Annotated in this window: 17 protein-coding genes; 2 read left to right on the plus strand and 15 right to left on the minus strand. The window is 37.1% G+C overall.

Going from position 1 to position 14,139, the window contains the following annotated elements; all coding sequences use genetic code 11:
* The 10 genes from infB to Q1553_RS03115 all read right to left on the minus strand — a co-directional run.
* On the minus strand, window positions 1–2,065 hold a 2,065-nt coding region (gene infB, locus Q1553_RS03070; RefSeq protein WP_300842744.1), incomplete at its 3' end, for a translation initiation factor IF-2.
* Window positions 2,058–2,303 (minus strand): DUF448 domain-containing protein, encoded by a 246-nt coding sequence (locus tag Q1553_RS03075; RefSeq protein WP_115551406.1) that lies wholly within the window; start codon window positions 2,301–2,303, stop codon window positions 2,058–2,060. The genes infB and Q1553_RS03075, both read right to left, overlap by 8 nt.
* Before the next feature lie 20 nt (window positions 2,304–2,323).
* The gene (thrB, locus tag Q1553_RS03080; protein ID WP_300842745.1) at window positions 2,324–3,223 is read right to left on the minus strand and encodes a homoserine kinase; all 900 of its coding nucleotides are present in this window, start codon (window positions 3,221–3,223) and stop codon (window positions 2,324–2,326) included.
* A gap of 9 nt (window positions 3,224–3,232) precedes the next feature.
* The gene (locus Q1553_RS03085) at window positions 3,233–3,793 is read right to left on the minus strand and encodes a hypothetical protein (RefSeq protein WP_115551404.1); all 561 of its coding nucleotides are present in this window, start codon (window positions 3,791–3,793) and stop codon (window positions 3,233–3,235) included.
* Window positions 3,793–4,332: a hypothetical protein gene (locus Q1553_RS03090; RefSeq protein ID WP_115551403.1), complete on the minus strand. Its 540-nt coding sequence runs from the start codon at window positions 4,330–4,332 to the stop codon at window positions 3,793–3,795. The genes Q1553_RS03085 and Q1553_RS03090 overlap by 1 nt, the downstream gene beginning before the upstream one ends.
* 3 nt (window positions 4,333–4,335) lie before the next feature.
* The gene (gene mqnP / locus Q1553_RS03095) at window positions 4,336–5,196 is read right to left on the minus strand and encodes a menaquinone biosynthesis prenyltransferase MqnP (RefSeq protein WP_181881622.1); all 861 of its coding nucleotides are present in this window, start codon (window positions 5,194–5,196) and stop codon (window positions 4,336–4,338) included.
* A gap of 3 nt (window positions 5,197–5,199) precedes the next feature.
* Window positions 5,200–5,742 (minus strand): DUF502 domain-containing protein, encoded by a 543-nt coding sequence (locus Q1553_RS03100; RefSeq protein WP_115551402.1) that lies wholly within the window; start codon window positions 5,740–5,742, stop codon window positions 5,200–5,202.
* A 40-nt stretch (window positions 5,743–5,782) separates the two neighbouring features.
* Window positions 5,783–7,066 carry a ComEC/Rec2 family competence protein gene (locus Q1553_RS03105; RefSeq protein ID WP_297577920.1) on the minus strand — a complete coding sequence of 428 codons (1,284 nt, stop codon included), beginning with the start codon at window positions 7,064–7,066 and terminating at the stop codon, window positions 5,783–5,785.
* Window positions 7,067–7,159: 93 nt separating this feature from the next.
* Window positions 7,160–7,981 carry a universal stress protein gene (locus tag Q1553_RS03110; protein ID WP_115551400.1) on the minus strand — a complete coding sequence of 274 codons (822 nt, stop codon included), beginning with the start codon at window positions 7,979–7,981 and terminating at the stop codon, window positions 7,160–7,162.
* Window positions 7,982–8,057: 76 nt separating this feature from the next.
* Complete coding sequence (locus tag Q1553_RS03115) at window positions 8,058–8,966, minus strand: AEC family transporter (RefSeq protein ID WP_115551399.1); 909 nt, start codon at window positions 8,964–8,966, stop codon at window positions 8,058–8,060.
* Between the two features lie 147 nt (window positions 8,967–9,113).
* On the opposite strand from Q1553_RS03115, the gene msrA reads away from it, so the two are divergent.
* The gene (msrA, locus tag Q1553_RS03120; RefSeq protein ID WP_297571393.1) at window positions 9,114–9,608 is read left to right on the plus strand and encodes a peptide-methionine (S)-S-oxide reductase MsrA; all 495 of its coding nucleotides are present in this window, start codon (window positions 9,114–9,116) and stop codon (window positions 9,606–9,608) included.
* Between the two features lie 47 nt (window positions 9,609–9,655).
* Here msrA and Q1553_RS03125 read toward each other — a convergent pair whose 3' ends face one another.
* The 5 genes from Q1553_RS03125 to Q1553_RS03145 all read right to left on the minus strand — a co-directional run bounded on the left by Q1553_RS03125 (window position 9,656) and on the right by Q1553_RS03145 (window position 13,479).
* Entirely contained in the window at window positions 9,656–9,895 is a 240-nt protein-coding gene (locus tag Q1553_RS03125; RefSeq protein WP_115551398.1) for a hypothetical protein, read from the minus strand.
* 5 nt (window positions 9,896–9,900) lie between these two features.
* Window positions 9,901–10,227, minus strand: coding sequence for a hypothetical protein (locus Q1553_RS03130; RefSeq protein WP_115551397.1), 327 nt, complete (start codon window positions 10,225–10,227; stop codon window positions 9,901–9,903).
* A 70-nt stretch (window positions 10,228–10,297) separates the two neighbouring features.
* Window positions 10,298–11,302 carry a UDP-3-O-(3-hydroxymyristoyl)glucosamine N-acyltransferase gene (lpxD, locus tag Q1553_RS03135; RefSeq protein WP_115551396.1) on the minus strand — a complete coding sequence of 335 codons (1,005 nt, stop codon included), beginning with the start codon at window positions 11,300–11,302 and terminating at the stop codon, window positions 10,298–10,300.
* Window positions 11,303–11,310: 8 nt separating this feature from the next.
* Entirely contained in the window at window positions 11,311–11,784 is a 474-nt protein-coding gene (gene ilvN, locus Q1553_RS03140) for an acetolactate synthase small subunit (protein WP_115551395.1), read from the minus strand.
* 3 nt (window positions 11,785–11,787) lie between these two features.
* Window positions 11,788–13,479, minus strand: coding sequence for an acetolactate synthase large subunit (locus tag Q1553_RS03145; RefSeq protein ID WP_300760836.1), 1,692 nt, complete (start codon window positions 13,477–13,479; stop codon window positions 11,788–11,790).
* 174 nt (window positions 13,480–13,653) lie between these two features.
* Here Q1553_RS03145 and Q1553_RS03150 point away from each other — a divergent pair.
* On the plus strand, window positions 13,654–14,139 hold a 486-nt coding region (locus tag Q1553_RS03150), incomplete at its 3' end, for an FAD-dependent oxidoreductase (protein ID WP_300842746.1).

Here is a 14,139-nt window from a genome sequence, read left to right on the forward strand (position 1 = left end):
AGTGTGCCGCACGTTTTTGTGCATAATCTCGTGCAATATTGTCATTTTCTACCGCAAGGAGGATAGAGCCAGCAGGTGGCACTTCATTTAAGCCCGTGATTACTCCCACGCCTGAAGGAGGAATGCTGTGAATGGATTTGCCCAAATCATCACTAATAGCTCGAACGCGCCCAAAAGCAGTGTCAGCGATAATACTATCCCCTATATGCAAAGTTCCATTTTGGACAATCAATGTGGCAACAGGTCCTTTGCCTTTTTCAAGGCTACTTTCAATCACAACTGCACGCGCAGATTTGTTAGGATTGGCTTTAAGTTCTAAAATTTCTGCTTGTAATAAAATCGTTTCTAGCAAGTCATCAATTCCTTCTCCACTTTTAGCGGAAATATGGACAAACTCATAATTTCCTCCCCATTCTAGCGGAGTAAAACCGAGTTCCGCAGCTTCTGCTTTGAGCTTGTCTGGGTTTGCTTCTGGTTTATCAATTTTATTTACTGCAATGATAATAGGAGCATTGGCAGCTTTAGCGTGGTTTAAGGCTTCAATTGTTTGGGGTTTCACACCGTCGTCTGCGGCAATTACAATGATTGCAATATCAGTTGCCTGCGCCCCTCTTGCACGCATTTCACTGAATGCTTCGTGTCCGGGAGTATCAATAAAAGTGATTTGTTTGCCATTTTTGTTAATCGTATAAGCACCAATATGCTGTGTGATTCCGCCCGCTTCTCCGTGGGCTATTTTGGTATTTCTGATGTAATCTAACAAGGAAGTTTTGCCGTGATCAACATGCCCCATAATTGTAACAACTGGCGCACGCGTAATCAAGTCTTTTTCATTGTCATTGTTCTCTTCTAGTTGTGTGTAATCTAGCTCTTCTGCATTGTTGATTAATTCTATTTGGATTCCAAACTCTTCAGCTAGAATCTCAATTGCATCTTTTTCTAAAAAGTCATTTTTGGTTACCATCATTCCAAGACCAAAAAGCACTTTGATGACTTCACTTGTGCTTCTACCAACTTTTTCAGCAAATTCATAGGCGCGAATTTCCTCTGGAATCTTTACAATACCGCTAATTGTTTCTTGTGTTTTTTGCGCTTTGGGAGCTTTTTTGCGACTAGACCTTCGTGTGCTACCTTGCTCCATAAAGGGATTATGTCTTTGAATCTTAATGCGCTCGGTTGTGGCTTTGCGTTCATTATCTTCTTCTTCCATATTGCGTTCATCTTGCACGCTTAAGTCAAACAAAATAATATCTTCTTCGTCATCGTCGTGGGAGCTATAAAATTCTCTATTGTCTAGTAAATCTATTTTTTGTTGTCCCAAATTTTTGCTTGTATGCACACTTGGTTTGTCTTTTTTCTTTTTTTTGTCTTTGTTGCGTCCCTGATTGTCCTCTAGGTTGCCAAGCAAATCTTGCAAGGAGCGTGGAGATTCTTTGTAGGATTCTAGTTTTGGTGTTTCTTCTTGACTTTCGCGCACATCGCGTTTTTTGATGATTCTTAATCCGGTGCGTTTAATGGCAGGATTTTCTTGAGAGATTTGCGGAGGAAGTTTGCTTTCGCTTGCGTTGGATTCTGTGGGTTTGGCTTCTTCTATTTCTTGGAAAGATTCCTCGGCTGGCACTTCTAAAATATCTTGAAATTCCTGAATAACTTTTTGAACATCTTCTTGGATTTGTAAGTCTGATTCTAGTGCTTTAGCGGAATCTTTTTTAGCTTTTGGTGTGTCTGTTTTGGAATCTTTTTGCGTTTTAGAGGTTTTGCCTATTGTTTTGGTTGCCGTAGCTTTTGGTTTTTCTTGGTTTTTCTTCTGTGTTTTGCTTTTTGTCTCTTCGGTAGATTTTTTGGTTTTTGCAGTTTTTTTGCTTTCTTTAGAATCTTTCGCTTGAGATTGCGCAACAGGATTTACACCAGATAAAATATAATTATATAATATATCCGCTTGCTCGGTTGTAACGCTACTAGAAGCAGTTTTGGATTCAAAACCTAACTCTTGGGCTTTTTGTAAAACTTCTTTGCTTGTTTTGCTTAGTTCTTTAGCAATCTCACTAATACGGATTTTATCCATACAGAAAAATCTCCTTTAATGCAAACTTAATATTTTCTTTGTGTTTTTTATCCAATTTACAAATCTTTGCGATAGAATCACTTGCTTTGGGTGTTTCTTTGCAACTAGAGCAGAGATAGAAGCTTCTACCTGCACCTTGATGGCATTTCAACACAGAATCTTTGTATTGCAAACGGATTAATTGTGCTTGTGGAAAGCGATTCCGACATACGATACACATTCTAATTGGATTAGACATAAAGCTCTAATTATAACAAGCTAAAGCTTAAATTCATCATCAAAGACGACGCCAAAATTATCAAAATTTAATATCAAGATTTTGAGTTTTGGAAATTTTTGGCTTAAGATTTTATGCAATCGCACACTATCGTCTTTGTAACATAAATTAAAAAAAGTTGAACCACTGCCAGAGAGTGTGCTCATTAATGCACCAGAGGAGAGGGCGCATTTTTGCACTTCAAAAAGCAATGGAATCTGTTTCATACGATAATATTGATGGAATCTATCCATACTTGCTTCGCGCAATAATTCAAAATGTTGCGTGATAAAAGCACCTGCCAACACACTTGCGTGAGAAAGATTAAACACAGCATCTTTTTGGCTATATTTTTTGGGTAAAGTTTGCCGTGAGAGGTGGGTTGAAATGGATTGATTTGGAATCACTACAACCGCTTGAATGGAATCGGGCAAAGGCGAATGGATAAAACGCACTTCATTTTTACGTTGCGTGAGCATACAGACATTAAATCCTCCTATACAAGCAGGAGTAATATTGTCGGGGTGGGATTCGTAATTAAGTGCGAGATTTAGAATTTCTTGCTTTTGGAACGGAATCCCAGCGACTTTAAAAGCCGCACTAATTGCTCCGATAATAACTGCTGAACTACTCCCCAAACCGCGCGAAATAGGTATTGAATTGTCAAAAGTAAATTTAAAATGCAGAGTTTTGCCTGTTAGCTTTTTAAGTTGCTCGTTAAAGATTCTAACAAACACATTATCTATGCGTAATTTAGGATTTTTTGCGCCTTCTCCATGGATTTGAATGGAGGTGAATTTGGAGGGTTTGAGGCTAAAATGATTATAAAGATTTAAGGCGAGTCCTAAACTATCAAAGCCCGGTCCTAAGTTTGCACTCGTTGCAGGCACGCGAAATTCCATTCTTTTCCCTTAATTTAAGTTGGCAAATTTCAGTGTAAATTCTACTTCACCCTTACCAATGCGTAATTCTTTGGCGATAGAATCCACGCTCCAGCCATCTTTGAACATTGAAATAATCCTCCCCTCATCAATATTTGTAGGATTGCTTGGAGTATAAACAAATTCTTTCAATCTTTCCTCTAAATGAAAGATTTTGTTTTCTAAATCCCCTAAATCACGAAGATTGTTTTTGCAGTCATTCCATTGTGTTTTGAGGGATTCCATTTCCACTTTGATGGGCATTATTTGTGTGTGTAAATTGGAATCTAACAGATTTTTCATTTCCAAGCGCATGTCTTGATAGATTTGTGCTTTGATATGGGTTTTGAAATGCTCCAATTCATTTTCTTGCTCTTTGATTCTTTTCTGCAAGCGATAAACTTCTTTGTTAAGCTCCTCAATGGATTTTTCATAACGACGCGCGCGCTTGGCGTTTTCACCCTCTTTGAGATATAAATACACAATGAGTAAAATAAAAACGATGGCGATTCCGATTCCACCCCAAAGTAATAAATTTGCATCATTGAACATTATTTGCCTTTTTGTTGAGTTTTAAGTGAGCGAATCAGCGCACGCTCTTTTCCTGCTACATAGCCGTCCCATTCAATCTCATCTCTTGCGTGGATTTGTTCAATCCAAGCAAGCTCTGAATGATAAATAAAATATACAGGCACGATACGCGTTGGAAAAGTTGGAAGCTCTATTCTACCATAATAAAGTGTATTTTCTAAAAGATTCGTATCCAAAAGCGCAAAGCAACTATGCCCGATTGTGCTAATGGTTGCTTTGTTTTCTAGCGGAACATAGGCTTTTGTATTTCCCTCTATGCGAGATTCTAGTGATTCTATCTTGCGGTAAATTTCTACTAAAAGCTCCAAAATCACGGCATTTTCGCCCTCTAAATTTCCTTTCTTTGCACGCATAAGGCGCAACCATTCTCCAATAGGATCTTCGTCGCTTTGTGTGAGTTTATTAAATTCTAGTGCATAGGATTCTGCATTAGTATGTACTTGGTCAAATTCTATTTTTAAGGCTGTGTGAATCAGGCGACTTTTAACGAAATTTTCCATTATTTAAAGCCCAGCCATTAAGTCTAAAATGCAAAATCCTAAAAGCGCAATTCCGAGATAGGCATTAACTGTGAAAAATGCGCGCGGGATATGATGAAAATTTTTAGAAACTAAATATTGTTCAAAAAAGAGCGCAAGGATTGAGATTCCAAGTCCAATCCACATCCATAAGCCAAGATTTGCTTCAAAAATGAATAATCCCCAAAAAACAAGCGTGAGCAAGTGAAAAAGCCTTGAAAGCCATAGGGTTTTGGTAACACCAAAGACACTAGGAATAGAATGCAGACCCTCTTTTTTGTCGTGCTCAATGTCTTGCAAGGCATAGAGTAAGTCAAATCCGGCGACCCAAAAAAGCACCCCAATACATAGATAAATGCTCCATAATGGAATCTCGCCGCTTGCTGCAATCGCCCCTGCAATAGGAGCTAACCCCAAAGAAAGCCCTAGCACAATATGCGCTAAGCTAGAGAAACGTTTAAACAGCGAATAACTTGCAAGAATCGCAAGAATAGGGATAGAAAGATAAAAACACAAAGCATTAATAAAATAGCTAATGCAAACAAAAATGACTGCATTAACAAAGATAAAGAATAAAATTGCATTGGGCGCAATTCTGCCATCTACGCTTGGGCGGTTTTGAGTGCGCGGATTTGTGCTATCAAACTTGCGGTCTGCATAGCGATTGAATGCCATAGCAAAATTGCGCGCACTAATGGTCGCAATCACACCAAAAATAAATAATTTCCAGCCAAACCAGCCCTTTGCACTAGTTAGTAAGGCAATAAACATAAAAGGCATAGAAAAAAAACTATGCTGAAGCATTACCAATTCGCTTAAATCTTTTAGTTTCTGTTGGATTTGCATAATTTATCTTACACCCAAAGAAATAATTTTCTTAAATCCATCACTAACAGATAAATCCGAAATTTGGACTTGCGTTTTGGGAAGTTTTAGGAGAAAACCTGAAGTGGGATTGGGAGTTGTAGGAACAAAAATCCAAAAACTTTCCCCTTCCTCTTTGGTGATGAACCCTATCAATTCCATTTCTCCAATATGGATAGAAGCAACGCCCAAATATCCCTCTTCATTTTTACCCAAAAAGATTTTTAAAACCTCTTTGATTCCAGAATAAACGCCTTTGACAAGTGGAATCTTGGTAATTAGCATTTCTGTAATTTTGATAAACAAAACTTCTTTGTTTTTTTCTACTAAAAGTCCAATATAATAGAGCAGAGCAAGGCTCAAGAAACAAATGAGGAGGGTTACAAAAAGATTCGCGTTTGTGATTCCAAAGATAGAGTAAAAAATTTTGGCACAAAATTCATAAACGAAAGAAAAAATCCAAAAAAGTAACAAAAAGGGGAGAATCGCAAAGAGACCCTTGCCGATTTTGGAGAGGATAGGATTCACAATCTAAGCCTTAAAATTTAAATAATCTTTGCATTTTAGCTTAAATTCCATAAAAATACAAATAGATTCCATAGCTATAATAGACTAAATTAATGGTTAAAAGAATCCAAAAAGCGTGGTAGTAAAAAATAGCTAAAAGACTAAGTGCATTACACAAAATAAACGCAATGAGGTTTGGTTGCAATGTGATAGTATGTGTCTTGAAGCCTACCCAAGCAAGCAAAAGAGAATCCAAAAACCCACCAAAGCCAAATAGATGAAGCAATAACTCTAAAGGATAATAGAAAATAAAAAGTGGCGTAAGCAAAAGCGAAAAAAGAGACAGGGGTGAAAAATAAGGAAAGAAATAATAAACCACGATTCCCATTAGAAAAAAGGTTGAAGCGTTTAAGGCGAGGCTATATAGAATCTTGCCTTTGGTATTTTGTGGAATCTTAAAGTATTTGAAAAATAAGGAAATATATAAAACACCCAAACTAGAAAAATAAAATCCAATAGAAAAAATAAGCTGCGGAAAAAAGGCAACCAAAACAAAAATGCACCACAAGAGAGACTCCATGCGCAAGACATTAAAGCCACGCCAAAGTAGAAAAAATGCTACACAACTCATCGCCAAAGCGCGCAAATAAGAGGGAGATTGTGTGAGTAAAAAATAATAGGCAATCAGTCCCAAAACAACAAGGAATCCCAAATCAAAAAGAATATTGCGATAAGGGAAAAATCGTTGATGTAAGGGCTTATAAAAGAATCCTAAAATTAGAAATCCAATTGCACTTAAGATTCCTGTATGGAATCCAGAAATGGCGAAAATATGTGAGATTCCATAGCTTTGGGCTAAAGTTCTCCACTCCTGCGGTAAGCTATCAGACAGAAAGAGTGTCAAGTAATATTCGCCCATAAGCTTTGTTGCGTGTTGGTTTAGAATTGCCTCTCTTAAGGGCTTCCTAAAATCCTCAAAAGGAAGTAAGATGAGGTTAAAGCTCGGCGCATAGAATCCGCGCAAAAATTCCCAAAAAGAAACTTTATCTAAGATAACGCGTAAGCTCAAGAAACGATACTTCAAATCCCGCAAATCCTCTCGTGATGTGGTGTAAAAAGTGCCAAAATTGCTTTTGAGCTTGAGTACAAAATAGGTTTTGTTTTGTTTGCTTTTGGTGTATTGCAAAAGAACTTGTGCAGTAATTTGAGGATTGTTTTGAGACTTTAAAATATGGAATTGATAGAATTTAAAACCAAGCGTGAGACACAGAATAAGGCACAAAAAAACAAAGAAAATCAAACGCTCTTTGAGAGTAAAAAACAAAGGCGGTGAGAGATTATGCATAGATTGCCTTTGCTGTGGATTGCTAGAATCGCATTGGATTACGATTCTAGCTTGTCAGGTAAGATAAAGTTGTGAGAAAGCATTAAGAATGGATTAAAATTTCCAAATTAGCACATCTACATGTGCATTTTGTAGCACATCTAAGGCAAAAAAGCTAATTTTTCCACTTGTTGGCAATGCAATGAGTGAGACATTTTTGGATTCTGCTACGCTCAAAAGACGGGTATAAGAAAGAATACCACTATCAAGCACCATTTCATTTTTGCCAGAGAAATTTTCCAAAAACTTCTTGGAGTATTTTCTCGCTTCTTCTTCTGCGCTTTTATTGAATTTAGAGATTTGCTCTTCATCTGCGCCATAACGTCCTAAACGCAATTCAAATGGGCGAGAAATCATATGGTAAAAGACTAAATTTGCTTCTGGGAAAAATTTTCTTGTTGTTTTGGCAAGCTTAAGAGAATTATCCGAAAAATCAGTTGGTGAGAAAATATTAACATAATCTGGAAGCGCCTCATTTTTGGTTACAAGCACGGGAATTTCAGATTTTCTGATGATTTTTTTTGTTACTGAACCTAGTAAAACTTCTGTTAAATATTGTGTTTCACCTGTTGCTCCTACAAGCAGTAAGCGACATTCGCGCTCTTTTGCGTGTTTGTTGATTTCTTGGTGGATTGTGCCAACATAGCAAAATTGTGAGATTTCTACTTCTGGTGTGGGAAAATTATCTGCAATAAATTTTGCAAGTGCTTCCTTGCCTACCTTCTTGTCTTTTTTGGGGTCGTGGAAAATGGAATACTCTACAACATGCACAACATCTAGCGTATATTTTTGCTTTTTAGCTAAAAACATAGCTTTTGTAAGTGCTGTCAAACTACTTTGTGAAAAATCGGTTGCTACGACAATTCTATTTTTCATAATACAAGCCTTTTTATAGATATTCTTAAGATTATACCCAAATTATCATTTAAAAATAGTTTAAATTTTTGCTTATTTAAAGCAAGAGGTAGCACAAAAACGGAACAGAAACGAAAGAAAAGAGGATTCCAAAAGCAATGGAGCTAACTGCAAGATTGGAATCTAGTTTCGCCTTGATAATCATTGCTCCAGCAAGTGCCATTGTCGGCATAGAGGATTCCAAAATTGCAAGAATGCTATTTGGACCAAATTCTACATTGAGAAGTTTTAAGATTCCAATAAATAATAAAGGTGTAACGAGTGTTTTGCATAAAATTACAATCGTTGCGCTTTTGTAAGCACTCTTGATTGCGCCAAATCCAAGTCCAAGTCCGATAGCAAAGAGTGCAACCGCGGTAGTTGCACCACCTAATGCGCGAATGGGACCAAAGATAAAATCTGGTAGCTCAACAAATTTGCACAAAAATCCTAATGTCAGCGCGATAAAGGGAGGAAAAATCAAAATGCGTTTGATATTTTGTAAAAAACTAATGGGCTGATTTCCTCCAAGAGATAAAATAAAGGGTGCAAGAAGTGAAAAGGGCAGAGCTGTGGCCAAAGCATCATAAAATACGACTTTGCCAATGAAACTTGTGTCATAAATCCCTACAACAATAGGAATCCCGATAAAAAGTGTGTTTCCAAAAGACGAGAGTAAGAACATACTAATGATTGTTGCGCGTGAAAATCGAAAAAAATAGCCAATCACCATTGCAATGAATCCCCCAAGTAAGCTGCAAGTAAGTCCTGTTAAGATTAGCAGAGTTAAAGTCCAATCAAGATTTAAATGATAAATTCCATCAAAGATAAGACAGGGAATTGTAAAGGTGATTGCAAAATCCAAAAGAGTGCGGGATTGCTTTTGTTTTAAGACTCCAACAAGTTTTGCAATATAGCCACCCATAAGTAAAACAAAAATAGTAAAAAGTGGATTGAAAATAAACATTTAGAATCCTTATTTAAGAGTGATATTCGTGAAAAATAGAATTATAGCGTCAAAATCTCAAACAAAAGTTGAAGTTTTGGATATAATCTCTTGTGATTTATGCGACAAAAAAGTGATTTTTTATTCTTTTTAGTTTAAGGAAATGCAGTGCAACAAATTATTTATTTAGCAGGTGGTTGTTTTTGGGGTGTGCAGGGCTATTTTGATAGATTAAATGGCGCAGTAGAATCGCAAGTGGGTTATGCAAATTCTGAAGTAGAATTTCCAACTTATGAGCAAGTTTGTAGTGGCACGACAGGTGCTGTGGAGGCTATAAGATTTGTATTTGATGAAGTAAAATTGACTTTAGAAGAAGTTTTGGCGCGATTTTTTAGTATTATTGACCCTTTTGCATTGAATTATCAAGGCAATGATGTTGGCACGCAATACCGAAGTGGCATTTATGCGCAAGATTCTCAAATGTTAGAAAGAATTCAACAATTTGTAGAATCTTATCAACAAAAATTACCAAACAAGATTGTTACAGAGATTGGAGTTTTAAAAAATTTCTATCCCGCAGAATCTTACCATCAAAAATATCTTGCCAAAAATCCTTATGGCTATTGTCATATTGATTTAAGTGCTGCACTGCACCCTTTGTAATTTAAGATTTGCAATGACTCTTAACAACTTCAAAAATTATTAAGAGTTTATTTGCAGACTTTTTTAAGGGCTTTGCGAAGTTTTTTTACCTGTTTTCTAGGAATAATAACTTCCCATTGTGCTGGAGAATCACTAGTATCCTCTAATTCAACCATAATAGAGACTGCTTGATGTTTTTTGTCCTTTTTGCTAGGGACATCAAAAGACGAAACAATGATATTTCCATTTTTTGCCAAGTCTCCTCGCAATGGAATCGTATAAGTTACTTTTTTGATTCTTTGCTTCATTTAAGCTACTTCTTTGGAGTTTTTGTTTCTTTTGTTGTCTCTACTTTTGTCTTTTTATCTTTTTTTACTTCTTTTGCTTTAGCTTCTTTTTTCTTTGCGTCTTTACATTTTTTACGTGCTTTTTTTGCTCCTTTTAAAGCTTTGCAAGATTCTTTAATCTGTGTTAAGGGGATATGAACTTTCCAGCTTTCTTTTCCTCCACCCAATGAAGCACAGATGCTTACAACTGCTTTGCTGCCTTCTCCATATGGCTTTTCAATTACTGCAAACTCAAGAGTTCCACCTTCGCTATCTTCCAAAGGAATTGTTTTATAAATCACCGCTTCTTTCATAAATGACCTCCATTTAAAATTAAAATATTAAATAATATAACCCAGTAACTTAGAATATCCTTAATATATTTTATTTCTTTTTTAGCATTTTTTTAAGTAAAGCTTGCAGTTTAAGCCAATCTTGAATTGGCAAAAGTGGGTGTCCTGAAAATTTCCCAAATGCTGGCAAACTTTTGCTAATCGCGCCTCTTGCGCCTATTTGTGTAAAATCACCAATATGTAGATGTCCTGCACTTCCACTTTGCCCTCCTAGCACTACATTGCGCCCTGTAGTTGTGGAGCCAGAGATTCCAGCTTGTGAAACAATGATAGAATATTCCCCGATGTTACAATTATGCCCAATTTGCACGAGATTATCTATTTTTGTTCCTCGTTTGATTCTTGTTTGTCCAAAAACTGCGCGGTCAATTGTTGTATTTGCGCCGACTTCTACATCATTTTCTAGTACAACTTTGCCATTATGATAAATTTTGATATGTTTCCCCTCTTTTGTATGTGCATAACCAAATCCATCACTGCCAACAACACTATTTGCGTGGATTCTGACATTGTCTCCGATTTCACAATCGTTATAAATACATACACCCGGAAATAGAACGCAGTTTGCGCCGATTTTGACATTTTCCCCAATCGTTACACTTGACATAATTGTGCAGTTCGCACCGATTTTGCTTCCATTTCCAATCACTGCGTTGGGGGCAATGTAAGCAGAATCTTGAATCTTTGGAGATTCTTTGGAGGCAAAGAGAGGTTTGGCAAAGTATTTTGTCAGATACGCCATTGAAAGGTAAGGATTTTCGCAGATAATTGCAAAAGCTGAATGTGGAATCGCATGTAAGTGTGTTTTGCGCACTAAAACGACTTTAGCTTTGGTTTGTGAGATTTGTTCAAAATACTGCTCTTTTTCTAAAAAAGTAATAGAATCCTCTATGGCTTCTTGTGGAGATTCTAAATTGTGGATAGGGAAAGAATCCAAAAAACTAGAATGCTTCAACCATTCTGTGCCATTGTGATACATTACGCATTCTAAAGCATCTTCTTGGTTTAGGATTTCAATAATTTTTTTAAATTCCATATCCTGCCTTAATTATTAGTCTCAATTGCTAAAATCCCACTACGCGTAATGTCTTTTGGCTTATGAGTTTTCAGTGCATTAAGAAGTGTATTAATACGCGTATGTGTATCACACGCTACAAAAATAGCACATTTGTCATTGACTTCTAAAAGCCTTCCATTAAAAGCACCAAAAATCGCACTGATTTCGCTTAAATTGCTTTCCAATCCAAATTTTACTAGCAGAGATTCTTGCTCAATCATTTGTTCGTTTTCTAAGACTTTCAGCACGGGAATGAGTTTGTGCAACTGCTTGATGATTTGTTCAAGCACTTTGTTATCGCCCTTTGTGGCGATTGTAATGCGAGAAAGATTAGAATCCAAAATCGGTGCAACGGTGAGAGATTCTATATTGTATCCTCTGCCTGAAAATAATCCGCTAATGCGTGATAAAACACCATGTTCGTTTAAAACGGTAACAGCAATTGTGCGTCTGATTTCCATTGCTTACTCCTTGTATTCTAACATCATATTAAACAATGCGCCACCTGTTGGCACCATAGGCAAGACATTCTCCATTCTGTCAATGCGCACATCTAAAAGAGCAGGCTTTTGGGAATTGATTGCTGCATTTAATGCGCTGATAAATTCCTCTTTTGTTTTGCAAACATAGCCTACCCCGCCGAAAGATTCTACCAATTTGACAAAATCTGGTTGCTTTTCTAAGTCCGTTTCTGAATAATGTTTGTCATAAAAGAAAGTTTGCCATTGACGCACCATACCCAAATAATTATTATTTAAAACAATATTAATTACAGGGATTCCATACACTGCGCAAGTCATTAGTTCTTGAATATTCATCAAAATAGAACCATCTCCACTAATGTTAATGGAGACTTTATCAGGAAATGCGCATTTTACACCCATTGCAGCAGGCAAGCCGAATCCCATTGTTCCAAGTCCTCCGCTACTGATGAATTGGCGAGGAAAGCTAAAGGGATAAAATTGTGCCGCCCACATTTGATGCTGCCCAACATCTGTGCTTATTAAAGCATTTTCACCTACAATATCTCCAAGCTTTTTAATAACCCATTGGGGTTTAAGTTGTGTCGTGGAATCTTGATAACTTAGAGGGTGCAATTTGTTGTATTGTGCCAAACGCTCACGCCACGCTAGGATATTTTGTGTCGCATAATCTTCGCGCAAAAGCGGCAAGAGTTCCTCTAAAACATTGCTAACATCGCCTACAATAGGGAAATTTGCTTCTACGATTTTACTAATACTACTAGGATCAATATCTATATGCACGATTTGTGCGTATTTACCAAATTCGCTTAATTTGCCTGTTACCCTATCGTCAAAACGCGCTCCAAGTGCAACGATAAGGTCTGCTTCACTCATTGCCATATTTGCAACATAGCTTCCGTGCATTCCTACCATACCCAAAGAATCTGGATTGTTTGTGCTTAAAATTCCACAAGCCATAAAGGTATTAACAGCAGGAATATGCGTAATTTCACAAAGTTCCCGAATCAGCTTTGCGGATTTTGATGCAATACAGCCACCACCTAAATACAAGAGAGGCTTTTTTGCCTCTTTGATTGCAAGGGCAACTTTTTTGATTTGACGCGGATTACCATTATAGGTTGGCTTATAGGTTTGTAATTTGATATTGTCTGGATAATTAAATTCGCCTATTGTTGCAGTGATGTCTTTTGGAACATCAATATGCACAGGACCGGGACGCCCGCTACTTGCGATATAAAATGCTTCTTTTAAGATACGGGGTAGTTCGTCAATCGTTTTTACCAAGAAATTGTGTTTTGTGCATGGACGCGAAATACCTACGGCGTCAATTTCTTGAAATGCGTCTGTGCCAATCAGGCTTGTAGGCACTTGCGCGCTAATGATGACTAAAGGCACAGAATCCGCATAGGCAGTCGCAATGCCTGTAATGGTGTTTGTAAAGCCCGGACCACTTGTTACAATGGCAACTCCCACCTTGCCACTTGCTCTTGCGTAGCCGTCTGCAGCATGCACTGCTGCTTGTTCGTGGCGAGTTAAAATATGCTTAAAAAATTTCTGCTTATAAATCTCATCATAAATATTCAAAGCAGCCCCTCCGGGATAGCCAAAGACAATTTGCACACCCTCATTTTTGAGTGCGTGAATTATCATTTCTGAACCATTTAATTGCATAAAAAATCCTATTTATTAATGTTTGTCTTATTTTAACTTTAAAAATCTTTAAAAATGATGAATTCATTCAAGCGAATCTTGTGATTTTATTGTGCATTTTATATCGTGATTTTGTTACGCATTTTATGTGAGGTTTGCACTATAATTTTGTTACATTCAACAGAAGGAGCGAGTATGCAACAAGACAAAGAAAACTTGAGCAGAAGAGACTTATTAAAAATTCTAGGTGCAAGTGGTATTGCACTAGGAGGTGTTGGTTTAGCAACACCGACAAAGGCAGAGGCAAAATCTGATAAAGCCCCAAATATCGCGATTATTGGGGCGGGGCTCGGAGGAATCTCTTTATCTGCGAAATTAGTACAAGAGTTGCCAAATGCTAAAATCAAGCTTTTTGATGCAGACCCGATTCTGTATTATCAGCCTGGATTTACATTAATCGCTGCTGGAATCTATAACAAACAAGATACACAATACAATAAAAAAGACTTGATTGATAGTAAGGTAGAGTGGATTCAAGAAAATGTAAGTGCGGTAAATCCAAATACTAACAATCTAACAACAACAAGCGGACAAGTTTATCCCTACGATTATCTGATAATTGGCACAGGAACGATGAATCAGTTTGAGAAGTATCAAGGATTGACAGAAGAGTTTGTCAAT

Origin of the sequence: Helicobacter sp. UBA3407 (assembly GCF_949747025.1) — a bacterium.
In the GTDB taxonomy this organism is placed as follows: Bacteria; Campylobacterota; Campylobacteria; order Campylobacterales; family Helicobacteraceae; genus Helicobacter_D; species Helicobacter_D ganmani.